Source organism: Microbacterium sp. Z12_35 (genome assembly GCF_058310475.1).
In genome coordinates this window covers 1,283,195-1,306,624 of sequence record NZ_JBZEGJ010000001.1, presented here as the reverse complement: position 1 = coordinate 1,306,624, position 23,430 = coordinate 1,283,195, and the positions used below count along the sequence as shown (strand labels likewise).

19 protein-coding genes are annotated in these 23,430 nt (G+C 69.3%); 13 read left to right on the top strand and 6 right to left on the bottom strand.

Annotated features, from left to right (window positions below; genetic code table 11):
* Positions 1-4 precede the first annotated feature (4 nt).
* Positions 5-1,366 (bottom strand): MFS transporter, encoded by a 1,362-nt coding sequence (locus tag AC4FS1_RS06490; protein ID WP_491153489.1) that lies wholly within the window; start codon positions 1,364-1,366, stop codon positions 5-7.
* 93 nt (positions 1,367-1,459) lie between these two features.
* On the opposite strand from AC4FS1_RS06490, the gene AC4FS1_RS06485 reads away from it, so the two are divergent.
* The 4 genes from AC4FS1_RS06485 (at position 1,460) to AC4FS1_RS06470 (ending at position 7,918) form a co-directional block, all read left to right on the top strand.
* On the top strand, positions 1,460-3,760 hold the full coding sequence (locus tag AC4FS1_RS06485) for a heavy metal translocating P-type ATPase (protein WP_491153488.1): 2,301 nt from the start codon (positions 1,460-1,462) through the stop codon (positions 3,758-3,760).
* 58 nt (positions 3,761-3,818) lie between these two features.
* Positions 3,819-4,433, top strand: a complete 615-nt coding sequence (locus AC4FS1_RS06480) for a hypothetical protein (RefSeq protein ID WP_491153487.1) — start codon at positions 3,819-3,821, stop codon at positions 4,431-4,433.
* Positions 4,434-4,629: 196 nt separating this feature from the next.
* Positions 4,630-6,789, top strand: a complete 2,160-nt coding sequence (locus AC4FS1_RS06475) for a DEAD/DEAH box helicase (protein WP_491153486.1) — start codon at positions 4,630-4,632, stop codon at positions 6,787-6,789.
* Positions 6,790-6,889: 100 nt separating this feature from the next.
* Entirely contained in the window at positions 6,890-7,918 is a 1,029-nt protein-coding gene (locus AC4FS1_RS06470) for a 6-phosphofructokinase (protein ID WP_491153484.1), read from the top strand.
* Between the two features lie 510 nt (positions 7,919-8,428).
* Here AC4FS1_RS06470 and AC4FS1_RS06465 read toward each other — a convergent pair.
* Entirely contained in the window at positions 8,429-10,546 is a 2,118-nt protein-coding gene (locus AC4FS1_RS06465) for a S9 family peptidase (protein WP_491153482.1), read from the bottom strand.
* A gap of 172 nt (positions 10,547-10,718) precedes the next feature.
* Here AC4FS1_RS06465 and AC4FS1_RS06460 point away from each other — a divergent pair, with 172 nt between their 5' ends.
* The 4 genes from AC4FS1_RS06460 to AC4FS1_RS06445 all read left to right on the top strand — a co-directional run bounded on the left by AC4FS1_RS06460 (position 10,719) and on the right by AC4FS1_RS06445 (position 14,836).
* A complete protein-coding gene (locus tag AC4FS1_RS06460) occupies positions 10,719-11,969 on the top strand; it encodes an inorganic phosphate transporter (RefSeq protein WP_491153480.1) in 1,251 nt (416 codons plus the stop codon).
* Positions 11,966-12,295, top strand: a complete 330-nt coding sequence (locus tag AC4FS1_RS06455) for a peptidase (RefSeq protein ID WP_491153478.1) — start codon at positions 11,966-11,968, stop codon at positions 12,293-12,295. Before AC4FS1_RS06460 ends, AC4FS1_RS06455 begins: the two co-directional genes overlap by 4 nt.
* 31 nt (positions 12,296-12,326) lie before the next feature.
* On the top strand, positions 12,327-13,241 hold the full coding sequence (locus tag AC4FS1_RS06450; RefSeq protein ID WP_491153476.1) for a phosphodiesterase: 915 nt from the start codon (positions 12,327-12,329) through the stop codon (positions 13,239-13,241).
* A gap of 122 nt (positions 13,242-13,363) precedes the next feature.
* A complete protein-coding gene (locus AC4FS1_RS06445) occupies positions 13,364-14,836 on the top strand; it encodes an aspartate ammonia-lyase (protein WP_491153474.1) in 1,473 nt (490 codons plus the stop codon).
* Between the two features lie 2 nt (positions 14,837-14,838).
* Here AC4FS1_RS06445 and AC4FS1_RS06440 read toward each other — a convergent pair whose 3' ends face one another.
* A complete protein-coding gene (locus tag AC4FS1_RS06440; protein WP_491153473.1) occupies positions 14,839-15,702 on the bottom strand; it encodes a fumarylacetoacetate hydrolase family protein in 864 nt (287 codons plus the stop codon).
* Positions 15,703-15,796: 94 nt separating this feature from the next.
* Here AC4FS1_RS06440 and AC4FS1_RS06435 point away from each other — a divergent pair, with 94 nt between their 5' ends.
* From AC4FS1_RS06435 to AC4FS1_RS06425, 3 genes are all read left to right on the top strand, one after another.
* The gene (locus tag AC4FS1_RS06435) at positions 15,797-16,960 is read left to right on the top strand and encodes a PrsW family intramembrane metalloprotease (protein ID WP_491153471.1); all 1,164 of its coding nucleotides are present in this window, start codon (positions 15,797-15,799) and stop codon (positions 16,958-16,960) included.
* Between the two features lie 158 nt (positions 16,961-17,118).
* Positions 17,119-17,484, top strand: coding sequence for an FKBP-type peptidyl-prolyl cis-trans isomerase (locus AC4FS1_RS06430; protein WP_491153470.1), 366 nt, complete (start codon positions 17,119-17,121; stop codon positions 17,482-17,484).
* Positions 17,485-17,606: 122 nt separating this feature from the next.
* Positions 17,607-18,167 (top strand): YceI family protein, encoded by a 561-nt coding sequence (locus AC4FS1_RS06425; protein WP_491153468.1) that lies wholly within the window; start codon positions 17,607-17,609, stop codon positions 18,165-18,167.
* 46 nt (positions 18,168-18,213) lie between these two features.
* On the opposite strand, the gene AC4FS1_RS06420 is transcribed toward AC4FS1_RS06425, so the two are convergent.
* Positions 18,214-19,140, bottom strand: coding sequence for a DMT family transporter (locus AC4FS1_RS06420; RefSeq protein WP_491153466.1), 927 nt, complete (start codon positions 19,138-19,140; stop codon positions 18,214-18,216).
* 88 nt (positions 19,141-19,228) lie between these two features.
* Entirely contained in the window at positions 19,229-20,557 is a 1,329-nt protein-coding gene (locus AC4FS1_RS06415) for an MFS transporter (RefSeq protein ID WP_491153464.1), read from the bottom strand.
* Between the two features lie 192 nt (positions 20,558-20,749).
* Between AC4FS1_RS06415 and rpsO the strand changes: the two genes are divergently transcribed.
* Both rpsO and AC4FS1_RS06405 read left to right on the top strand, forming a co-directional pair.
* Positions 20,750-21,019, top strand: coding sequence for a 30S ribosomal protein S15 (gene rpsO / locus AC4FS1_RS06410; protein ID WP_491153462.1), 270 nt, complete (start codon positions 20,750-20,752; stop codon positions 21,017-21,019).
* 165 nt (positions 21,020-21,184) lie between these two features.
* Entirely contained in the window at positions 21,185-22,237 is a 1,053-nt protein-coding gene (locus AC4FS1_RS06405) for a DUF2776 family protein (RefSeq protein ID WP_491153460.1), read from the top strand.
* A gap of 138 nt (positions 22,238-22,375) precedes the next feature.
* Here AC4FS1_RS06405 and AC4FS1_RS06400 read toward each other — a convergent pair whose 3' ends face one another.
* Positions 22,376-23,404, bottom strand: coding sequence for an isopenicillin N synthase family dioxygenase (locus AC4FS1_RS06400; RefSeq protein WP_491153457.1), 1,029 nt, complete (start codon positions 23,402-23,404; stop codon positions 22,376-22,378).
* Between the last annotated feature and the right edge of the window lie 26 nt (positions 23,405-23,430).

The following is a 23,430-nucleotide window of genomic DNA, read 5'->3' as shown; positions in this document are numbered from 1 at the left end:
CAGCCTACGCGCGGGCGCTCCCGCGGATGCCGAGGAACGAGACCACGCCACCGATGGCCAGGAGCGCCGCGGTGACGACCGCCGCGCGGTGAAAGCCGTCGAGGTCCAGGGAACCGCCGAGGATCGTGGCCAGCAGGGCGATGACCACGAGCCCCGCGACCCGCGCCACGGCGTTGTTCACGGCGGAGGCGATTCCGGAGCGGCTCTCGTCGATGGCGCCGAGGATGGCCGCTGTCAGCGGCGAGACGGTCAGGGTGAGGCCGGCACCGAAGACCAGCACGCTCGGCAGCACCTGCCACCAGTAGGAGAAGTCCTCCGACACCGTGAGCAGGAGCAGAGCGCCGACTGCCATGAGCAGCGGGCCCGCGGTCATGAAGAGACGGGGGCCCCGGCGCCCTGCCAGCGCCCCCACGCGCGCGCTGAATCCGATCATCAGGAGCGTGACCGGGAGGGTGGCCAAGCCCGCCAGGGTTGCGGGCAGCCCGGCCCCCTGCTGGAGGTACACCCCGAGCACGAAGCCGTTCAACGACAACGCGGCGTAGACGAAGGCGGTCGCGACGTTGCCGGTCCAGAAGTTCCGCACCCGGAAGAGGTCGAGGGGCATCATCGGCTGACGGGCGAACCGCTGCCGCACGAGGAAGCCGGCGAACGACGCCAGACCGATCGCCATCGTTCCCCAGATCGCGGGGGAGCCCCATCCGAGGGTCGGTTGCTCGATGAGGGCGAACACGCTCGCGCCGAGCCCGATGGTGCACAGCACCGCGCCGAGCACGTCGACGGTCGCACCGGCGCGTCGGGAGTCCCGGTGACCCAGCCGTACGACCAGCAAGAGCGTGACCGCGAGCGGCACGACGTTGATGAGGAACGCCAGCCGCCACGACAGCAGGTCGACGAAGAGCCCGCCCAGCACCGGCCCGGCGATCATCGCTCCGGTGGTCGCGGCCGTCCAGATACCGATGGCGCGTGCCTGCGCCGCATCCCGGAAGTTGGCGGTGATGAGAGCCAGCGAACTGGGCACCAGGAGAGCGCCGGCAACGCCCTGCAGAGCGCGTGCACCGATGAGGAACTCGGGGCTCGGAGCAGCGGCGATCGCGATGGAGGTCACCCCGAACCCGACCAGGCCGATGTTGAGGACGAGGAGGCGACCGAGCACGTCACTGAGCGAGCCGGCAACGAGGATCAGCGCGCCGAGGGTGATGAGGTATGCGTCGACCACCCATTGCTGAGTCGTGAGCCCCCCGCCGAGCTCCTCCTGGATGGCCGGAAGCGCCACGGTCACGACCGTGCCGTCGAGGAAGGAGACGAACGAACCGAGAATCGCGATCCACAGCACCATCCGCTGATCCCGGGTCATCGACGCCGTCATGGCACCACACTAGGACCGGGTGTGGACAACGACGAGGCGCAGTAATTCAAAATACCCCCCAGGGGTATATTGGTTGCACGCCAGGAGGCAGACATGACCACGCACACCGAGCCCACCGCATCCGAGGGGTTCCGCCACGAGGCCACGCTCGACATCGAAGGGATGACGTGCGCGAGTTGCGTCGCGCGCGTCGAAAAGCGCCTTCGCGCCGTGGAGGGTGTGGACGCGAGCGTCAACCTCGCCACGGAGTCCGCGCGTGTGAGCTTTCCGGACAGCGTGGATTCCGACCGCCTCGTGCGTGCGGTGCGGGAGGCCGGTTACGACGCGCGGGTACGCCGCACGGCCGGCCACGGCCATGACGCGAACCACGGCACTGCCGGGCACGGCCATGACGCGAACCATGACACCGCCGGGCACGACCATGACGTCGAGGATCGCCCCGGCGCGGCTCCGCTGCGCACGCGCCTTCTCGTGTCCGCGGCGTTGGCCGTTCCCGTCGTCGCGCTCGGCATGGTGCCCGCGTGGCAGTTCCCCGGCTGGCAATGGGTGTCGCTTCTGCTGACCGCGCCGGTGGTGCTGTGGGGTGGCTGGCCGTTCCACCGCGCGACGATCGCCAACGCGCGTCATGGGGCGGCGACCATGGACACCCTCATCACGCTCGGAACGATGGCCGCATTCCTGTGGAGCGTCTGGGCTCTGCTGTTCGGGTCGGCCGGCCGCATCGGCGTTTCGCACGAGGTCATGCTCTTCGGGCCGGTGCACGACGCCACCGCTCTGGTGTACTTCGAAGTCGCGGCCGCGGTGACGGTGTTCCTCCTCCTCGGCCGGTTCATCGAGCAGCGCTCGAAGCGGCGTGCGGGCGCCGCCCTCCGTGCTCTGCTCGATCTCGGCGCGACCGACGTGGAACTCGAGGACGGCACGACCGTGCCCGTCGAAGACCTTCGCGTGGGCGACGCGTTCGTCGTCCGCCCGGGCGGAACGGTCGCCGCCGACGGCGTCGTGCTCGGCGGCGTGGCAGCCGTGGACGAGGGCATGCTCACGGGCGAGTCCGTCCCGTCGGAGGCGGCGCTGGGCCAGACGGTGACCGGTGGCACGATTGCCGTCGACGGTCGCCTCGTCATCCGGGCGACCTCCGTGGGAGAAGACACCCGGCTCGCGCACATCGCGCGGCTGGTCGAACACGCGCAGACCTGCAAGAGCCGTGTGCAGCGGCTGGCCGACCGGATCTCGGCCGTTTTCGTTCCGATCGTGATCGGCCTGGCGATCCTCACCCTGCTGGCGTGGATGGTGACGGGCGGGTCGGTCGCGGCCGGCTTCACCGCCGCGGTCGCCGTGCTCATCATCGCGTGTCCCTGCGCCCTGGGGTTGGCTACCCCCATCGCGATCCTCGTCGGGACGGGACGCGGCGCCCAGTTGGGCGTGCTCATCACCGGTCCTGAGGTGCTGGAATCCGCCCAGCGCATCGACACGATCGTCCTGGACAAGACCGGAACGCTCACCACCGGTCGGATGACCCTGATCGATGTCGTCGCCGAGCCGGGGGACGAGGCGGAGGCGCGGCGGGTGGCGGCTGCGCTCGAGAGCCACTCGGAGCATCCCGTGGCCCGAGCCATCGCCGGCGCATCGGCCGCTGGTGGTGTCGTCGAGGGCTTTCGCGCGTGGGCCGGCGCCGGCGTCACCGGCATGGTCGAGGGGCGCGAGGCGTTCGCCGGCCGCATCGGGTTCGCGCGCGAGCTCGGCGCCGACGTTGCGCCCGCGCTCGACGCCGCCGTCTCGGCAGCGGAGGAACGCGGCACCGTCGTCGTGACCGGCTGGGCTGACGAACGCGGGATGCTGCGTGCCCGCGCCGTCTTCGTCGTGGCCGATGCCGTGCGCCCGGAGAGCGGCGAGACGGTCGCCGGATTGCGCGCAGCCGGACTGGACGTGCAACTGCTCACCGGGGACAACGCACGCGTCGCGGCCGCCGTGGCCCGCGAACTCGGCATCTCGACGGTGTCGGCCGGAGCGACACCGGAGGGAAAGGTGGCCGCGATCGAGCGGCTGCGGGCGGAGGGGCGCACCGTTGCGATGGTCGGGGACGGCGTCAACGACGCGGCGGCTCTGGCGACAGCCGATCTCGGGATCGCCATGGGCGGCGGCACTGACGCGGCCATGCACGCCAGCGACATCACGCTGGTACGGAGCGATCCCCGCGGCATCCTCACCGCCGTGCGGGTGAGCCGCCGGACGATGGGCGTCATCCGAGGGAACCTCTTCTGGGCGTTCGCGTACAACGTCGCAGCGCTCCCGCTGGCCGCGCTGGGGCTGCTGAACCCGATGATCGCCGGAGCCGCGATGGCTTTCTCCAGCCTCTTCGTGGTGCTGAACAGTCTGCGGCTGCGACGCGCCCGCTGAGCGACCGGGCCGCGGCCCGGCGCCGCGTTAGGGTCGAGGCTGATCCCGGAGGTGCGCCATGTTCTCTACCCGCTTCGCCCTGCCCACGGCCGTCGCGGTGGCGGCGCTCGCGCTCGGCCTGAGCGGCTGCGCACCGGAGCCGCGCGTCGAGCCGACCCCGGAGGGCTCCGCCGCATCCCCGTCGCCGTCGAGCACGGCGTCGCCGTCGGCGGACCCGACACCCACGGCCGCGCTGCCCGCGGACTGCGGTGAGATCTACTCCGCCGATATGCGTGCCCTGCTGGAGAGCGAAGTGCCGCCGCTGAACGACCCGGGCATCTCGATGCTCTCCACCCAGAACGCCACTCTGCTGGAGCTCCTCGATACGGTGCCCACCCTGCGGTGCACGTGGGGAGCGCCCAGCGAGGTAGGCCTGGCCACCAACATCTCCGTCGTGGACGCGGGGCAGGCCGCTACGGTCGCCGACGCGCTCGTGGCCGCCGGATTCGGCTGCGACGACGCGGACGGGGCGACGGTCTGCCGCATCGAACAGCGGGGGGTGACCCTCGAGGACACCGAGTACGTGCGGGGGGAGACGCACGCGCTGCGCGGCGACCTGTGGGTTGCGACGGGATGGCTGAACATCTCGCCCGAGGGGTATACGGAAGACATTCTGGCGACGCTGGGCGGCTGATCTCCTCCGCGAAGCGCTACACTGGCTATCGGAATTCTCCTTCCCCACGACGCAGCTCGCCTCAGCGAACGCCTGCGACAGGGTGAGGGAACCGCCCCGAGGGAGTCACGGCTCGCGCCGCCCCGCGGGATCGCAGACCTACCGGACTCCTCGTCGTCGATGACGGCGAGGGCCGGATGACACGCTCAGGAGGAGCATGCCGACCACGGCGACCGCCGCTTCCGGCTCTGGCCAGAGGCGCAGGAAGTCCTCGTCCGCGCGCCGCGACGACGAGGCCCCACTCATCCCGATCCTCGCCCGCAAGGTGCGAGAGGTCGAGGCGAAGGCGCAGCGCGGCAAGCTCGGCCCGACCAACCGGGTGAAGTTCCAGGTGATCGCCTTCCTCGTGCGCGAAGAGCGCGCGCGGGTGAAAGCCGACACCGAGCTTCCGGACGCGGCGCGTGCGGAGCTGCTCAAACGGCTCGACGGCGTCGCGACGATCCTCGCCAAGACCGCCGCGCGAGACACCTCCCTCATCCAGCTGCTCGAAGTCGACCAGGCCGCGTCGCCGGTCGCACGGCGGATGCGTCGCGACTGGCTGCTCGAGTCCGGCGCCGAACTTCCGCCGGACGAGCTCATCATCACCGATGTCGCCCCCGCCACCGCGCAGGTCGTACCGGCGGCACTGGCAGAGCGACAGGTCATCCCGCCCGCCGTCGAAGCGCGCAAGATGGCCAACCCCTTCCTCGCCCCCGACCTCGGCGCGCGTCCGGCCCAGGCCACGCCGCGGCGCCGGCTGGACGGCTGGGAGCTGATGGGACCGCTGTACAAGGCGTTCGAGACCGGCGCCGGCGGGGCCGCCGCATCCATGGATCTTCCCGACGTCCCCGAGTACGACCGGCTCTCGCCTCGGGGCCTGGAGGTCATGCCCCACCAGTCACGGTTCCTCGAAGCCGTGCGCGAGGGGCACCGGACGTTCCTGCTCGCCGACGAACCGGGCCTGGGTAAGACGGCCGAGTCGGTGCTGGCCGCATCCGTCGCCGACGCCTACCCGCTCCTGGCGGTCGTCCCCAACGTCGTCAAGATGAACTGGGCGCGCGAGGTGCACCGGTGGACGCCGCAGCGCCGCGCGACCGTGATCTCCGGCGATGGTGAAGACATGGACGCGTTCGCCGACGTGTTCATCGTGAATTACGAGATCCTCGACCGGCACCTCGCGTGGCTCAGCTCGATCGGCCTGAAGGGCATGGTCGTCGACGAGGCGCACTTCATCAAGAACCTCTCCTCGCAGCGCTCGCAGAACGTGCTGGCCCTGGCCGCCCGCATCCGCGAGCAGGTGCGTGACCCGCTGCTGCTGGCGCTCACCGGAACCCCGCTGATCAACGACGTCGAAGACTTCGATGCCATCTGGCGCTACCTCGGCTGGACGAACGGCGAGAAGCCCGGTCCGGAGCTGATGGAGAAGCTCGACACGTCCGGTCTGACGCCGGCCGACAAGGCCTTCTACCCGGAGGCCCGCAACGCCGTCATCTCGATGGGGATCGTGCGCCGCAAGAAGAAGGACGTCGCCGCCGACCTGCCCGACAAGCTCGTCGCCGACCTCCCCGTGGAGCTCGACGGCGAAGAGGGCCGTTCGATCCGTCGGGCCGAGCGCGAACTCGCCGACCGCCTCGCGGCGAAGTACCGCCGCATCCTCGACGCGCGCGGTGCCCGTGGGCTCGCCCCCGGCGAGATCGACGACGACATCGTGCGCCTGGTGGCGCAGAACGAGCTGGACGAGTCCAAGGCGGCGGGGTCCGGCTCGGAGAACGTGTTCACCATGGTCCGCCGCATCGGCAAGGCCAAGGCCCACCTCGCGGCCGACTACACCGTGCAGCTGCAACGGTCGGTCGGAAAGGTGGTGTTCTTCGCCAAGCACATCGACGTGATGGATGCTGCGGAGGCGCACTTCGCCGCATCCGGGGTGCGCACCGTGTCCCTCCGCGGCGATCAGACCACCACGGCGCGCCAGGCCGCCATCGATGCGTTCAACAACGACCCGGGCGTCGGGATCGCGGTGTGTTCGCTGACCGCCGCGGGTGTCGGGGTGAACATGCAGGCCGCGTCGAACGTCGTGCTCGCCGAGCTGAGCTGGACCGCGGCCGAGCAGACCCAGGCGATCGACCGCGTGCACCGCATCGGCCAGGACGAGCCGGTCACGGCGTGGCGGATCATCGCCGCTCATACGATCGACACCAAGATCGCCGAGCTCATCGACTCCAAGCAAGGGCTCGCACTGCGCGCGCTGGACGGCGTGGCAACGGACCCGACCTCGAGCGACTCTGTGCAGCTGAGCGCGCTGTCGCACCTGCTGCGGCAGGCGCTCGGGGGCGACTGACGCGTCATCCGCGCCCTGTGGCCGCCCGACGGGAGGCCGCGCTAGGGTCGGGGTGGCAGCGTCGCCGGATTCTTCACCCCACACAGCGAGGACCACAGCTATGAAGATCGGCATCCTGACGAGCGGCGGGGACTGCCCCGGCCTGAACGCGGTCATCCGCGGCGTCGTACTCAAGGGCACGACGACCTACGACATGGAATTCGTCGGTATCCGCGATGGATGGCGCGGCGTCGTGGACGCGGACTTCTTCCCCCTCACCCGGCACGAGGTGAAGGGCCTGTCGAAGGTGGGCGGCACCATCCTCGGGACGAGCCGCACGAACCCCTACGAGGGTCCGCGCGGGGGAGCGGAGAACATCGCCAAGACGCTCTACGGCCACCGCATCGACGGCATCGTCGCGATCGGCGGCGAGGGCACTCTGGCGGCGGCCGATCGGCTGGCGAAAGACGGCATCAACGTGCTCGGGGTCCCGAAGACGATCGACAACGACCTGCGTGCCACGGACTACTCCTTCGGCTTCGATACGGCCGTGAACATCGCCACCGATGCGATGGACCGCCTGCGTACCACGGGCGATTCGCACCAGCGCTGCATGGTCGCGGAGGTCATGGGTCGCCACGTGGGGTGGATCGCGCTGCACGCCGGCATCGCCGCGGGAGCCCATGTGATCTGCATCCCGGAAGTTCCGATGTCGATCGATGAGATCTGCGCGCAGGTCTCCCGCGCTCACGATCGCGGCCGGGCGCCCTTGGTGGTCGTGTCGGAGGGCTTCACCCTCACGGGGATGGAAGAGGCCTACAGCGACAAGGGGCTCGACGCGTTCAACCGCCCGCGCTTGGGCGGCATCAGCGAGATCCTCGCTCCGGAGATCGAGCGGATCACCGGCATCGAGACCCGCTCGACGGTGCTCGGCCACATCCAGCGCGGGGGTTCGCCGTCGGCGTTCGACCGTGTGCTGGCCACGCGCCTCGGGCTGCACACCGCCGATGCGCTCATGGAGGGGGCGTGGGGCCAGATGGTCGCCATGCAGGGGACCGACATCGTCCGCGTGCCCTTCGCGGACGCCCTCGGAGAGCTCAACTCCGTGCCGTACTACCGCTACGAAGAGGCCGCCGCGCTCTTCGGCTGACCCGCCCGCGCGTCCGCGGGTGCGTGAACGGCCCGCGCTCTTCGGCTCACCCCGCGCCCGAATCAGGAGATGCGGCGTACACAGGACGTTTCCGGCCGGATCGTCCTGTCTCCGCCGCATCACCTGATCTGGATGCGGCGCACACCTGATCTGGATGCGGCGCATCACCTGACCCGCCCGCGTCCGCGGGTGCGTGAACGGCCCGCGCTCTTCGGCTCCCCGCGCCGAGTTCAGGAGATGCGGCGTACACAGGACGTTTCCGGCCGGATCGTCCTGTCTCCGCCGCAACACCTGATCTGGATGCAGTGGCGCATCACCTGATCTGGATGCGCCGCATCGCCCGACCCGGCCGCGCGGCCGCGGGTGCGTGAACGGGCCGCGCTCTTCGGCTCCCCGCGCCCGAATCAGGAGATGCGGCGTACACAGGACGTTTCCGGCCTGATCGTCCTGTCTCCGCCGCATCACCTGATCTGGATGCGCCGCATCACGTGATCCGGGGCGCCCCGCGGGTCAGGCGTCGGCGACGCCGAGCACGTCCAGAAGCCAGGCGAGCTCGAAGGCACGCTCGCGCCACGAGTTGTAGCGGCCGCTGACACCGCCGTGGCCTGCGACCATCTCGCACTTCAGCAGCGCGTCGGCGCCCACCTCGCGGAGGCGCGCGACCCACTTGGCCGGCTCGACATACAGCACGCGTGTGTCGTTGAGAGACGTCACGGCCAGGATGCGGGGGTACCGCACCCCCTCGCGGACGTTCTCGTACGGCGAATACGACTTCATGTACGCATACACGTCGGGGTCATGAAGCGGGTCGCCCCATTCATCCCACTCGATCACCGTGAGCGGCAGCGAGGGATCGAGGATCGTCGTGAGCGCATCGACGAAGGGCACGTCGGCGAGCACTCCGGCGAAGAGCTCGGGTGCGAGATTCGCCACCGCGCCCATCAGCAGGCCTCCGGCGCTGCCGCCCTCCGCGACGATGCGGTCCGGCGTCGTGTATCCCGCGTCGATCAGATGCCGTGCGCAGTCCACGAAGTCGGTGAAGGTGTTGCGCTTGGCCTGCAGCTTGCCGTCCTCGTACCACTGGCGGCCCATCTCGCCGCCACCGCGCACGTGGGCGACGGCGAAAACGACGCCGCGGTCCAGCTCAGACAGTCGCGCGACGGAGAACCCCGGCTCGATCGAATGTTCGTAAGACCCGTACCCGTAGAGGTGCACCGGCCGGGGCGCGGCTCCCGCTTCGCCGAACGAACGCTTCCAGACGACCGAGATCGGCACCTGCGTGCCATCCTGCGCCGTCGCCCAGACCCGCTCCTGCGCGTAGTCCGACGGCTCGTAGCCGCCGAGCACCGGCTGACGCTTGCGCAGCAACAGCGCGCCCGTCGCGATGTCGTAGTCGTAGACGGTGCCGGGCGTGACGAACGATCCGTACCCGAGGCGAAGCAGGGGAGGGGCCCACTCCGGATTGCCGGCGGTGCCCACGCTGTAGAGCGGCTCGCCGAACTCCAGTTCGTCCGTCGACCCGTCGGCGTAGTTCAGCAGCGCGATGCGGGCCAGCCCCTCACGACGGTAGGCGGCCACGCCCCAGTCCCGGAACGTGTCGAGGTCCAGCAGCCGGCGCCCCGGCTCGTGGGCGAGCACGACGTGGCGGTCGCCCTGCGGGTCGGATGCGGGGACCCGCACGAGCTCGAAGTCGAGGGCGCCGTCGTTGTGCAGGATGTACAGCACGTCTTCGCCGTCGACCACGGCATGGGATGCGGAGTACTCCACCCCTTCGCGCCGAGGCCAGATGACGCGCGGCTCGGCGCGCAGGTCGGCGGCATCCACCAGCCATTCCTCGCTGGTGATGGACGACCCGACCTCGATCACGAGGTACCGGTCGCTGCGCGTGAAACCGGCGCCGACCCAGTACCGCTCGTCGGGCTCCGTGAAGAGCGTCACGTCGTCGGACACCGGGGTGCCGATCTCGTGCACCCACACGGTGTCGGGGCGCCACGCGTCATCCACTGTCGTGTACACGATGAACCGCCCGTCCGGCGAGAAGCTCGCTCCGGCGAAGGTCCCGGGAATCTCGTCCGGCAGGTTCGCGCCGGTGACGAGGTCGCGGACCCGCACCGTGTAACGCTCGTCCCCGGCGACATCGACGCCGTACAGCATGCGGTTCCCGTCCGTGGATACCTCGAAGCTGCCCAGCGAGAAGAACTCGTGACCCTCGGACTCGATGTTCCCGTCGAGGAGCACCTGCTCGCCGGGGACCTCGGCGTCGGGCGAGAGCTCGGGCGGGGTCCAGTCATCCTCCGACCGGATCGGGGCACGGCACTGGATGCCGTACTGGCTGCCCTCCAGGGTGCGTCCGTAGTACCACCACTGCCCACGGCGGGCGGGCACCGACAGATCCGTCTCCTGGGTCCGCCCCTTGATCTCGGAGAAGATCCGGTCCCGGAGCCCTTCGAGGTGCGCCGTGCGGGACTGCGTGAAGGCGTTCTCCGCCTCCAGATGCGCGATCACGGACGGGTCGTCCTTGGCCCGCAGCCATTCGTACGGATCGTCGAACGTGTCGCCGTGGTGCGTGCGAGCGACGGGCTTGCGGGCGGCTTGCGGCGCGAGAGGGGATGCTGCGGTGTCAGTCACGTTCCCACGGTAGTGGAGCACGGATCGCGAGGGCGCTGGGCCAAGTTGACCAGGGCTGGCGAGGGTGTCAGGATTCTTCGGTGCCCGGTTAACGGGGTGCAACAAGACGGTGAACTGTTCGTTCGTCACACGGCCGCGACGTCGGCCCCCTATCCCCTCAAGGAAGCGAACGGTGGAGACCGCAACTCTCGTCATCGTGCTGGTGATTCTGCTGGCACTGTTCTTCGATTTCACGAACGGGTTCCACGACACGGCGAACGCGATGGCCACGCCCATCGCCACCGGCGCCCTGAAGCCCAAGGTGGCGGTGCTCCTGGCTGCCGTGCTGAACCTCGTCGGCGCGTTCCTGTCCACCGAAGTGGCCAAGACCATCTCGGGCGGGATCATCCGCGAAGACGAGATCTCCGCATCGATCTTCCCGGCCATCATCTTCGCGGGGTTGATCGGCGCCATCACGTGGAACATGCTCACGTGGCTGCTGGGGTTGCCCTCGAGTTCGTCCCACGCGCTGTTCGGGGGACTCATCGGCGCCACGCTCGTGGGCGTGGGAGCAACCGCGATCGACTTCGGTGTCGTGCTGTCGAAGGTGATCCTGCCTGCCCTGGTCGCGCCGCTCACGGCCGGGATCATCGCCTTCACCGTCACGAAGATCGCTTACGCCGTCACCCGCCGGTACGACAACAGGCCGGACGGACGCGACGGATTCCGTTGGGGGCAGATCTTCACGTCCAGCCTCGTCGCCCTCGCACACGGCACCAACGACGCGCAGAAGACGATGGGCGTCATCACCCTCGCGCTCATCACGGTGGGGTGGCAATCGTCCGCCCACCACGAGCCGCAGCTGTGGGTGATCATCGCGTGCGCGGTCACGATCGCACTGGGCACCTACATGGGCGGATGGCGCATCATCCGCACGCTCGGAAAGGGCCTGACCGACGTCAAGCCTGCCCAGGGATTCGCGGCCGAGACGTCCACGGCCTCCACCATCCTCGCCTCCAGCGCACTGGGCTTCGCTCTGTCGACGACGCAGGTGGCGTCGGGATCCGTGATCGGGTCGGGTCTCGGTCGCCGCGGTTCCATCGTGCGCTGGCGCACGGCGGGTCGCATCGGGATCGGCTGGCTCCTGACTCTCCCGGCCGCCGGTGGGGTCGGTGCGCTCGCGGCGCTTCTGGTGGTCTGGCTCGGGGGCTGGGGCATCCTCGTGGACGCGATCCTGGCCGGCGTGACCGTGCTCGGGCTGTTCCTGCGCTCCCGCCGGAACCAGGTGACGTCGTCCAACGCCATGAGCGAGGTGGCCGTTTCCGGCCGCGCCGTGAAGGTCCAGCGGAACCCCCCGCCCACGCGCCGCCAGCGGCGGCTCTCGCATGAATCGGCCGCAACGTCGGACGCCCCCTCCCGCACCGACGAAGGGAGCGACAAGTGACCATCGACTGGTTCTCCTTCCTGCTGGTGTTCGCCGTGGCGCTGCTCGGCGCTGTGGTCGTCGTGCTCTTCTACGCGCTCGGCCTCCGGCTGCTCGTCCGCGCGGGGCGTGTTCCCGTGGTCGCCCCGGCGGAGTTCACCGACGCCATCGCGGTCGTGACCGAGAAACAGCGGCGCCGCGCGGCGAAGGCCGCGGCCAAGGCGGCCAGGAAGAACCCGCTCAGCGCCGCCCAGAAGCGCATCGCCCTCCTGGGCGCGTACGGGTGCTTCGTCGTCTGTGGGCTGGCGGTGCTCGCCGGGCTGATCCTCATCGTCGTCGGGCACTGATCGCGTCGGCGCCCCGCTCTAGGGTGGAGGCATGGTCTCCGCGGTTCAGTTCGGTCAGCATCCCCCCGCCCGCCGCGTGATCGTGCACGTGAGCGACACGCATCTGCTCGCTGGGAACCAGCGGCTCGCCGGCCGGTACGACACGGCGGGCAACCTCGCACGCACTCTGGAGGCCGTCGCGGGCCTGGGTGTACGCCCCGACGCCATCGTCTTCACGGGGGATCTGACCGACCTGGGTGAGCCCGAGGCCTACCACGCTCTGCGCGCGACGGTGGAGCCCGTCGCCGAGCGCCTCGGGGCGCCCGTGATCTGGGTCGCGGGCAATCACGACGAGCGGCCTGCGTTGCGCCGCGACCTCCTCGGGCTCGCCCCGTCCGAAGAGCCGGTGACCGGTGTGTGGGACCTGGGCGGACTGCGCCTGATCGCGCTGGACAGCACGGTTCCGGGATGGCACCACGGCGATGTGGATGCGGCGCAGCTGGCGTGGTTGCGCGACGTTCTGGCCCAACCGGCGCCGCTCGGAACGGTCCTCGCCCTGCATCACCCACCGCTGCCGACGCACATCCCCCTCTTCGACATCCTCGAGCTGCGTGACCAGGCCGGGCTCGCCGAGGCCATCGCCGGCTCCGACGTGCGGCTGATCCTTGCCGGGCACCTGCATTACTCCACCAGCGGCACCTTCGCCGGGGTGCCCGTGAGCGTGGCCGCGGCGACGTGCTACACCATGGACCTCGCGCGACCGGCCGTGGAGGTCAACGGCATGGATGCCGGCCAGTCTTTTCATCTCGTCCACGTCTACGACGACACCGTGACCTCCGCGGTCGTGCCGGTCGTGGATGCGGAGCCCTCGGGCTACTTCTCGGCGGCGTGGGCCGAGCGGATGTCCCGGCTGAGCCCGGACGAGCGTCTCGAGGCGTTCTCGCGCAAGCGTCCCGCGGAGGCGTGAGCCGTCCGCTGCGGCGGCCGCCGAGAGCTCGCTGGACGCCGCGGCCACGGCTGGCCGGGAGGCCCGGCGGGTAGGCTCGGGGCATCCCCGACCGACGTGAAGCGACCCACGAGGACAATCACATGGCACTGGACGCAACGACGCGTACCCGTCTCGAGACCGACTCCCTCGGCTCGCTCGAGATTCCCGCCGACGCCTACTGGGGCATCCATACGGCGCGCGCCCTCGAGAACTTCCCCATCTCCAAACGCCCGATCTCCGTCTACCCCAATCTGGTGTGCGCTCTGGCGATGGTGAAGCAGGCCTCCGCACGGGCCAACCGCGAGATCGGCGTGCTCGATGCCGACAAGGCGGACCTGATCGATGCCGCGGCGCAACGCGTGATGGACGGGGAGTTCCACGACCAGTTCGTCGTCGGCGTCATCCAGGGCGGCGCGGGCACCTCGACGAACATGAACGCCAACGAGGTGATCACCAACATCGCGTTGGAGATGGCCGGACGCGAGAAGGGCGACTACGCCTTCCTCTCGCCCATCGACCACACGAACCGCAGTCAGTCGACGAACGACGTGTATCCGACCGCGGTGAAGGTGGGCCTGTCCCTGACGCTGCACAGCCTGCTCGAGCAGCTGGCCCTCCTGCGGCAGGCTTTCCTGGACAAGGCGGCGCAGTTCCACGACGTGCTGAAGGTCGGTCGCACGCAGCTGCAGGATGCCGTGCCCATGACCCTGGGGCAGGAGTTCCACGGGTTCGCCACCACGCTGGGCGAGGATTACAACCGTCTCACCGAGAACGCCTACCTGCTGTCCGAGATCAACATGGGCGCCACCGCGATCGGCACCGGGATCACCACGCATGCCGGATACGCCCGCGCGGTTCTGCGTCACCTCCGCGAGAACACCGGACTGGACCTGGAGACGGCGACCGACCTCGTGGAATCCACGAGCGACACGGGCGCGTTCATGTCGTTCTCTTCATCTCTCAAGCGCAACGCGATCAAGCTGTCGAAGATCTGCAACGACCTGCGCCTGCTCTCCAGCGGCCCACAGGCCGGCCTGGGGGAGATCAACCTCCCCGCCCGGCAGGCGGGCTCCAGCATCATGCCGGGAAAGGTCAACCCCGTCATCCCCGAGGTGGTGAATCAGGTCGCGTTCGCCGTCGCCGGTGCCGACCTCACCGTGACGATGGCGGTCGAGGGCGGCCAGCTGCAGCTGAACGCGTTCGAGCCGGTCATCGCGCATTCGATCTTCCAGTCCATGACGTGGATGCAGCAGGCCATGTGGACGCTGCGCGTCAACTGCATCGAGGGCATCACCGTCAACCGGGAGCGGCTGGGCGCCATGGTCGGTTCGTCTGTCGGTGTCGTGACCGCCCTGACGCCCTTCATCGGTTACGCGGCGTCGGCGGCGCTGGCGAAAACCGCGCTGCTGACCGGGCGGAGCGTCGCCGACCTCGTCGTGGAGGCGGGGCTGATGTCGCGGGCGGAGGTCATCAAGCAGCTCTCCCCGATGCGCCTGTCGGGGCTCGAGGCCATCACGGAGGCGATCCCGATCATCCAGGCCGCGGAGAACGTGGTGGCGCCCGCGGAGGACTGAGGTCAGTCGAGGATGCGGCAGTGCGTTGTCAGTTCGCCGATCCCGTCCACTCCCACGGTCACGGTGGAGCGGTCGCGCAGGAAGATCTGCGGGTCGCGCGAGTAGCCCGCGCCTCCCGGGCTTCCGGTGGAGATCAGGGTGCCCGGCAGCAACGTGACGGAGCGGGAGAGGTGCGAGATGAGAAGGGCCACAGACCGCACCATCTGACCGGTGGAGGCGTCCTGGACGAGGTGCCCGTCGACCACTGTCCAGATGTGCAGATCCTGCGGGTCGGCGATCTCGTCCGCCGTCACGACGAACGGTCCGGTCGGCGTGAAGCCGTCGAACGACTTGCATCGCGACCACTGCGCCTCGGAGAACTGGATGTCGCGCGCGGTGATGTCGTTGACCACCGTGTAGCCCCACACGTGGTCGAGGGCGTCTTCCACCGCGACGTCCTTCGCGGGCCGGCCGATCAGGACGCCCAGCTCGGCCTCGTAGTCGACGGACTGGCTGAGGGACCGGGGCCAGGAGGTGGTCGCGTCGTGCCCGGTGAGGGAATTCGGCCACAGGCCGAACACGGTCGGGGTCGCGTCCGTCTTCAGCCCCAGCTCGCCCGAGTGCGCCGCGTAGTTCAGCCCGACCGCGAGGATGACGGGTGGAGTGAGCACCACTGACGCGAAGGTGGGGTCGGCCAGCGGCTGCCAGACGGCTGCCTGCTGGGCCTCGCGGACACGACCCAGCAGGTCGTCGCCGCCGGCGATCAGGTCATCCAGTCGGGACGGCGCGCCCGGGAAGAGCTCGTCGACGAATGCGCTCTCGCCGTCGCGGACGACCACAAGCCGAGGGGTGGTCGAGGACGGCGGGATGACATGGGCGAAACGCATGGTTCCACGCTACCTGCGGTTGCGGCGCGGTCCGTGCCGAGCGGGGTGGTGCGCCTGGCCGGAGAGGGACCCGGCGGCGCTCTAGGCTGAGCGCATGTCGCATCCCTCGTCGCTGTCGCAACCGCACCCCGGCGCCGGAGCCCTGATCCCACCGGCACCGTCACGGCAGGTCGCTCCGAGCGAGCCGCCGCGGCCACGGGGCACGGGCGCCGCGTTGATCTGGGTCGGCGGCGTCCTCGTCATCGTGCTGCTCGCCCTGGTCGGGTACTTCCTGCGCTTCCTCGGTCCCGTCGCATCCATCATCGGCGTCGTGTTGGCGGCAATCCCGTTCGTGGGGGTGTGGCTGGCGGTACGGATCGTCGATCGCTGGGAGCCGGAGCCGCGCGGTCTGGTGGTGTTCGCCCTCGCGTGGGGGGCGATCGCCTCGGTGGGCATCGCGCTGGGCGTCGACCTCGTGCTCGTACTCTTGTTCGGCGCCGGCGACTCCGCGCTCTCCGCGATCGTCCAGGCTCCGATCGTGGAGGAGGTGGCCAAGGGTCTCGGCGTCTTCCTGATCTACGTCGCCGCCCGGCGGGCTTTCAACGGACCGGTCGACGGAATCGTGTACGGCGCGCTCGTCGGAGCCGGCTTCGCCTTCACCGAGAACGTGCAGTACTTCGCGGTGAGCCTCCTGGAAGGCGGCATCGCGGACGTGACAGTGACCTTCTTCCTCCGTGCCGTGCTCTCACCGTTCGCGCACGTGATGTTCACCGCGATGACCGGGTTCGCTCTCGGTCTGGCGGCACGGCGCGCGCTCGGTGCCGGGGGAGCGCTGCGCTACGGTGTTGTCGGCCTGGTGGCCGCCATCGTCCTGCACGCGCTGTGGAACGGTTCTGCCGTTCTCGCTGACTTCTTCGGCCTGTACTTCACGCTGCAGGTGCCGCTGTTCGTGCTCTTCATCCTCGGTGTCGTGCTGCTTCGTCGGGAAGAAAGCCGTCTCACGCGCGCCCGTCTGGGGGAGTATGCGGCAGCGGGATGGTTCACTCCCCAGGAGGTGGACATGCTCGCCACCGGACCCGGCCGCCGCGCGGCGCTGAACTGGGCCGCGACCCTCCCCGGCGATCGGCGCAGGCTCATGCGCACCTTCATCGCCGACGCCACCGCCCTGGCCGCCGCGCGGCAGCGAAGCCTGAGCGGGCGGGACGCATCTGCCGCGGAGAGCGAGCGGACCCTGCTGAGGCAGACCGCCGAGGCGCGGGCAGCCTTGTTCGCCCGCTGACCCGGCAGGCGGGCCCGCAGCAAGACTCAGCGCCCGGTGCCGCGGCGATGCCTGCGTGCCTACCGAGCGCTGAGTTTGTCTGCACACAGCATCCACTCTGCTCGAGAGGGTGTCAAGAGGTGCCGCCGGCGCACCGCCGAGCGTGCTTGGATGAGATCATGACCGATCGCACCAAGCCCGAGTTCGACGCGCCCCAGGGGCCGGCTCCCACCGACCTCGTCATCCGTGACCTCATCGTCGGGGACGGCCCCGAGGCCAAGCCCGGCGACACCGTGACCGTCCACTACGCCGGCGTCGAGTACGACTCCGGCGAGGAGTTCGACTCCTCCTGGGGACGCGGCGAGAGCATCCAGTTCCCCCTCCGTGGCCTCATCCAGGGGTGGCAGGACGGCATCCCCGGTATGAAGGTCGGGGGGCGCCGCGAACTCATCATCCCGCCGCACCTTGCGTACGGCCCCGCCGGTGGCCACTTCCTCGGCGGCAAGACCCTCATTTTCATCATCGACCTGCTCGCCGTCGGCTGACGATCGGGCGAGGAAGACCCGGGAGCCTTCGCTCCCGGGTCTTTCTATTCGGGGGAATAGATCGAACCGCGTGACGCGTTGGCTCCCTTGTTGCAGCATCCCCAGCATCCACGAGGAGAGATATGACCGACACCACCCCGCTCGACGTTTCCGGGTATCAAGCAGGCACCTGGGTGCTCGATCCCTCGCACAGCGAGGTGTCCTTCACGGTTCGCCACATGATGATCTCCAAGGTGCGCGGTACCTTCGGTGTGAAGAGCGCGACCTTGATCGCCCCCGAGAACCCCCTCGACGCTCGCGTCGAGGCATCCGTCGACGTGGCCTCGGTCGACACGAAGGACGCGGGCCGCGATCAGCATCTGCGCTCGGCGGACTTCTTCGACGCCGAGACGTACCCGACCATGGAGTTCCGCTCCACCGGCGTGCGCATCGAGCAGGGGGACTTCCTCGTCGACGGCGACCTGACGATCCGGGGCACCACCCGTCCGGTGACGTTCGCCTTCGAATTCGGCGGCTTCGGCACCGACCCGGGCGGCAATTACAAGGCCGGCGCTACCGCGAAGGCGGTCATCAACCGCGAGGACTTCGGTCTGACGTGGAACGCCGCCCTCGAGACCGGCGGTGTGCTGGTCGGCAAGGATGTCACCCTCGAGCTCGAGCTGCAGGGATCGCTGCAGGCCTGACCGCGACAGCAAGCGGCGGATGCTCCGGCATCCGCCGCTTCGTCGTTCAGTCGGTCGCGCGGGGTCCGAGGCGGATCCGCTGCTGCACGAGGAGGATCCCCAGGACGACGATGAGGGCGCCCGCGGGCTCGTTCCACGTCAGCGTCTCCCCGAGCACCACGATGCCGAGGATCACACCCACCACGGGCGTGATGTACGTCACCGTGGATGCGCGGGTGGGTCCCCACGCCGCCAAGGTGCTCTGGTTCCAGATGTAGGCCAGGCCGGTGCCGAAGCATCCCAGCAGCACAACACTGCCCGCCACCCAGGGATCCCACCGCACTGGTTCGAGGAAGACCAGGGGCGACAGGGCGAGCATGACGAGCGCGGCGATGCCGATGTAGCCCGCGGCGACGGCCACCCCGGACAGGCCGGTGTCCGCGAGGAACCTGCGCATGTAGGCCAGGCTGAAGCCGTAACAGGCGGTGCCCCCGAGGAGGGCCAGCTGGGCCACGACGCTCTCGCCGAGTTCGAAGGTCGCTCCCGGCGCGATGATCACGACCACGCCGGCCACGCCGACGGCGATCCCGGCGAGCTGACCGGTGCGCAGGCGCTCGACACGGAAGACCGCCCACGCGAGCACGGCCGTCATGATCGGGGTCGTCGCGTTGAAGATGCTCGCCAGGCTCGAGGTGACGTGCTGCTGAGCCCACGCGAACAGCAGGTAGGGCAGGATGCAGAAGGTCACGGCCACGACGCTCAGATGACCCCACACCCTCCGGGAGCGCGGCAGCCGTTCGCGCCGGAGAAGGACGATCGCCGCGAGGGTCAGGGCGCCGAAGACGAGACGTGACCACGTGACCTGCACGAATGTCATGCCGGTCAGCGCTACCGCGATGAACAGGAAGCTGGAACCCCATACGACTCCGGTGAGGACGAATTGCACCCCGATCGTGATCGGGGAGGGAGTGCGGACGGCCGTCGGAGAGGTCACCCGCCGACGATAGCCCCGCTGGCGGACGCGGATGCACCGCTCTGAAGGGACGTCCGAAATCCTCCGACGATCGGCGGTCGGCGCACGGTCACGGTTGCGGATTCTCCGCGTCGTAGTGGCGGAAACGGGGGTTGAGGCGGACGAGAAGGCCCACGAGGGCGAGGATGACCAAGCCGCCGAGCAAGGGCGGGAACCACAGCGCCACGAGGGTCGCCAGGGTGCCGGCGTACAGTGCTCCCACGCGCGGTCCGCCGGTGACGACGACGATGAACACGCCCTGAAGGCGGCCGCGGATGTTGTCGGGGACGGCGGCCTGCAGCATCGTCGATCGGAAGATCGAGCTGACGTTGTCGGCGGCGCCGGCGAGCACCAGGGTCACCATGGCCGCGATGATGAGCGCGGTGTTCGCGGAGTTCTCGTTGACCTCGGATGGCGCGAAAATCCCGAAGGCCGCGGCGGCGAGAACGCCGCCGAACATCGCCATGGCGACGCCATACGCGAGGATGGCCCGCTCGATCCCGAGCCCCTGGCGTCGGACGCGTCCGACCGGGCCGGAGAACAGGCTCGACAGGAGGACCCCTCCCGCCACCGCAGAAGTGAGGGCGCCTGTCGTGATCGCGCCGCCTCCCAGCAGCACGGCACCGATCGCGGGGAAGAGGGCGAGGGGGTGCCCGAAGGTCATCGCCACGATGTCGAGCAGGAACTGCAGGCGGATGTTCGAGGCGCGGCGGAGGAACTGCCATCCGTCACGGAGCGACTGCAGACCCGCCTTGACCGAGTCTCCTTCCGGCGCGATCTTCGGAAGGGTCCACAGACCCAGGAACAGCCCGAGCATCAGGATGACGTCGATCGTGTACGTCCACGCGTACCCCGTGAATGCGACCAGCACGCCGGCGAGCGCCGGTCCTGCCATGACCATCGCCCCGGCGGAGATGCCCTGGAGCGCTGCGGCGGCCGGAAGCAGGTCGCGCGTGATGAGGCGCGGCACAATGGCGGCCCGGGTGGCCATCACGACCGAGTTCGCGGCGGAATTGACCACGCTCAGCACGTAGAGCCACCACACGGTCTCTCCGCCGGTCCAGGCGAGGACCGACAAAAGCACCGTGGAGCTGAAGGTCACCGACGCGGCCAGGAGGGCCACGATCCGGCGGTCGAACGCGTCCGCGAGCATCCCGCCATAGAGGCCCGCGACGACCATCGGCAACAGCCCCGCCACGGCGATCATCGACACCGCGAACGTGTCACCGGTGAGCTCGTAGACGTGCAGCATGACGGCCACGACGGTCAGCTGGCCGCCGAGCCCCGCCAGTGCCGAGCCTGCCCAGAGGCGCGCGAACGCCGGGGTGCGCAACGGCCGGAGGTCGACGAAGTGATCGCGACGCAGACCACGGGCCCGAGCCGGACGACCCGCGCTCACGCGGCTGTGGCGCGGACGGCGGGGGAGGGTCGGCGCATCCCTCCAGGCTAACCGGCGCTGGCCGCGGCCCGGTCGCCGCGGGATCCGTTCGCTGGTAGTCTTAGGAGGTTGCCGTTGGATCGGCCGCGGAGAAAGAGAGCCCACGGATAAGCCGTCGGGCGCCGCGCAACAAGCTGAAAGGGGATCCCATCTATGCCACTCGAGTCAGACGCTAAGAAGGCGATCATGGAAGAGTACGCGACGCACCCCGGTGACACCGGATCCCCCGAGGTGCAGGTCGCGATGCTGACGCAGCGCATCAAGGACCTCACCGAGCACCTCAAGGAGCACAAGCACGACCACCACTCACGTCGTGGTCTGTTCTTGATGGTGGGTCAGCGCCGTCGTCTGCTCGGCTACCTCCAGGACATCGACATCGCGCGTTACCGCACGCTGATCGAGCGTCTGGGGCTCCGCCGCTAGTCGCAACCAGCGCACAATCGCTTTCTCGAAGGGCCGTCCCAGGTGTGGGACGGCCTTTCGCTTTGCGTTCGGGCGGCATCCTTGTGAATGCCCGGAGGCGCGGATACGTTGTGGATGCCGGTGGAATCCGGGCGACGTCCTTCGGCTCGTGAGGAGGTGCTCCGCATGAATTACGGGATCAGCATCCTCTTCCGCGTCATTCCTCTGCTGATGGGCGCCGTCTGTCTGGGGTTCGGGCTGTACGTCCTCAGCGGCGGCAGCGACGCGGGTCATTTCGTCGCAGGGCACGTGCTGACCGCGTTGACGGCCATTTGCATCGCACTGTTCACCACGGCGGCGATGATCATCCGTCAATTGACGAACACCTTCGCGCCGGCGTGGAAGGTCGTTCTCCCCACGGTGGGCTACGGGGTCGCGCTCGCGACAGCCGGCTGGGGTCTCTGGCTCCGATCGGACGCGACGTCTGCTCCCTCGTTCGTCGCCGGTCACGTCGTGTTCGGGGTCGGGCTGGTTGCAGCCTGCGTCTCGACCGTCGGTGCCGCATCCAGCGCGTTCACGCTGATCCCGCGGAACGGCGCGGGTAGTCGCAGCGACGGCGCGCCCGCGGAGGCCTACAGCAGGTCGGCGGCCTGGGCGCTGCTCAGCGTGCCCGTCGCAGCGACGTTCATCGCCGGAGCCTGGGCGGTCGTGCTGCTGGCAGGTGGGGCGCAGGCTGATCACTATGTCGCCGGGCACGTGCTGCTCGGACTGACCGCGATCTGCTCGAGTCTCATCGCACTGGTGGGCACCGTCGTGCGACAGGTGCGCAATCAGTTCGACGAACAGGAGCGCTGGTCGTGGTCGATCTGGGTGCTGATCATGGGAACCAGCACCATCGTGTGGGGGCTGTTCGTACTGTTCGGCTCGAACCGTCCGGAGCGGATCGCACCTGGCTGCATCCTGATCGGTCTCGGCTTGATCTGCTTCAGCATCATCTCGAAGGTCTGGCTGCTCGCCTCGGTATGGCGCCGTGACTTCCCGCTGGCCAACAGAGTGCCGATCATCCCGATCATGACCTGTCTGACCTGCCTCTTCTTCGCGGCGTTCCTGGCGGAGGCGGCCACGACCGACCCGAACTTCTTCGTTCCCGCCCGCGTCCTCACAGGGCTCGGGGCGGTCTGCTTCACGCTGTTCTCCATCGTCTCGATCCTCGAGGCGGGCACCTCGAAGGACTCCTGACCCGCTCTGGCCTCGTCCCGTGGCCCTGTCGCCCCCGCCGCCGAGACTGCAACCGAACGAGGCCGCCTTGCAGCCTCGCGGCCGAGAGCGCGGTCGAGAGGGAGGGCGCGAGGGAGCGCGGGGGAGCGTGCGCGAGCGTCAGGAAGACGCGGATGCGGCGGCTCGTGCGGCGACGAGGTCGGCGTGGTGGATGGCGGCGACGTCGGGGTGCGCGCGCAGGCGCGACTTCAGCGCGTTCTCTCCGTAGGTGGCGTGGATCGGGTTCGACGGGTCGTCCGTCACGCCCCGCGCCTCAGCGGCCAGTTCGGCGGGAAGCTGGATGATCGGCAGCGTCGCGTCCAGCGCCGGATTGAAGAAGAACGGCACCGAGATCCGCTCGCCGGGGTAGCGCGGCGAGATGACGCGGTGGTTCGTGGCCGTCAGGTAGCCCTGCGTGGCGTACTCGAGCAGCTCGCCGATGTTCACCACGAATGCGCCGGGCACGGGCGGAGCATCCACCCATTCCCCCTCGCGCTGCACCTGCAGGCCGCCCTTGCCCGGCTCGACCCACAGGAGGGTGAGGACGCCGGAGTCCTTGTGCGCGCCCACTCCCTGCTGCGGCGTCGGGTCTTCCTTACCGGGGTAGCGGACGATCTTGATGAGCGTGGACGGTTCGCCGAAGTGCCGATCGAAGTACGAATCCTCGGCCCCCAGCGACAGCGCCCATGCGCGCAGGAGCTTGCGTGCCACGCCCGTGAGGTGGTCGTGCCATTCCGTGACCACGTCGCGCAGTTCGGGCTGAGCATCAGGCCACAGGTTCGGCCCGATGAGCCGCGCGTAATCGGGCGCGTCAGGTTCGGTGACCGGCTGGCGTTCGGGACCGATGTCGATCTGCTCGCGCCAGTCGACCTTGCCCTGCGTCCGTTCACCGCCGACACGCGTGTAGCCGCGGAAATGCGGGCTCTGCACGTTCTCGATCGCCAGCTTGTCAGCCTCGGGGAGCGCGAAGAAGTCCTTCGCGACCTGCAGCAGGCGTGCCTCCAGTTCGGGCGTCACGCCGGTGCCCACGAGATAGAAGAACCCGACGTCATGGGTCGCGGTGCGGAGCTCCTCGCGGAAGCGCTGGGCGGCTTCGGGACCCTGGTCCAGAAGCGACAGATCGAGCACGGGAAGGTTCAGGTCGGACATGCCCCGAGGTTAGATCTCCGCCGGCC

Bases quoted from the DNA above. Each gene is read 5' to 3' on its own strand.
- AC4FS1_RS06435 (WP_491153471.1), top strand. From the start codon at position 15,797: ATGTCGCATCCCTCGTCGCTGTCGCAACCGCACCCCGGCGCCGGAGCC.
- AC4FS1_RS06450 (WP_491153476.1), top strand. From the start codon at position 12,327: ATGGTCTCCGCGGTTCAGTTCGGTCAGCATCCCCCCGCCCGCCGCGTG.
- AC4FS1_RS06425 (WP_491153468.1), top strand. From the start codon at position 17,607: ATGACCGACACCACCCCGCTCGACGTTTCCGGGTATCAAGCAGGCACC.
- rpsO (WP_491153462.1), top strand. From the start codon at position 20,750: ATGCCACTCGAGTCAGACGCTAAGAAGGCGATCATGGAAGAGTACGCG.
- AC4FS1_RS06490 (WP_491153489.1), bottom strand. From the start codon at position 1,366: ATGACGGCGTCGATGACCCGGGATCAGCGGATGGTGCTGTGGATCGCG.
- AC4FS1_RS06405 (WP_491153460.1), top strand. From the start codon at position 21,185: ATGAATTACGGGATCAGCATCCTCTTCCGCGTCATTCCTCTGCTGATG.
- AC4FS1_RS06470 (WP_491153484.1), top strand. From the start codon at position 6,890: ATGAAGATCGGCATCCTGACGAGCGGCGGGGACTGCCCCGGCCTGAAC.
- AC4FS1_RS06445 (WP_491153474.1), top strand. From the start codon at position 13,364: ATGGCACTGGACGCAACGACGCGTACCCGTCTCGAGACCGACTCCCTC.
- AC4FS1_RS06430 (WP_491153470.1), top strand. From the start codon at position 17,119: ATGACCGATCGCACCAAGCCCGAGTTCGACGCGCCCCAGGGGCCGGCT.
- AC4FS1_RS06485 (WP_491153488.1), top strand. From the start codon at position 1,460: ATGACCACGCACACCGAGCCCACCGCATCCGAGGGGTTCCGCCACGAG.
- AC4FS1_RS06440 (WP_491153473.1), bottom strand. From the start codon at position 15,702: ATGCGTTTCGCCCATGTCATCCCGCCGTCCTCGACCACCCCTCGGCTT.
- AC4FS1_RS06400 (WP_491153457.1), bottom strand. From the start codon at position 23,404: ATGTCCGACCTGAACCTTCCCGTGCTCGATCTGTCGCTTCTGGACCAG.
- AC4FS1_RS06480 (WP_491153487.1), top strand. From the start codon at position 3,819: ATGTTCTCTACCCGCTTCGCCCTGCCCACGGCCGTCGCGGTGGCGGCG.
- AC4FS1_RS06475 (WP_491153486.1), top strand. From the start codon at position 4,630: ATGCCGACCACGGCGACCGCCGCTTCCGGCTCTGGCCAGAGGCGCAGG.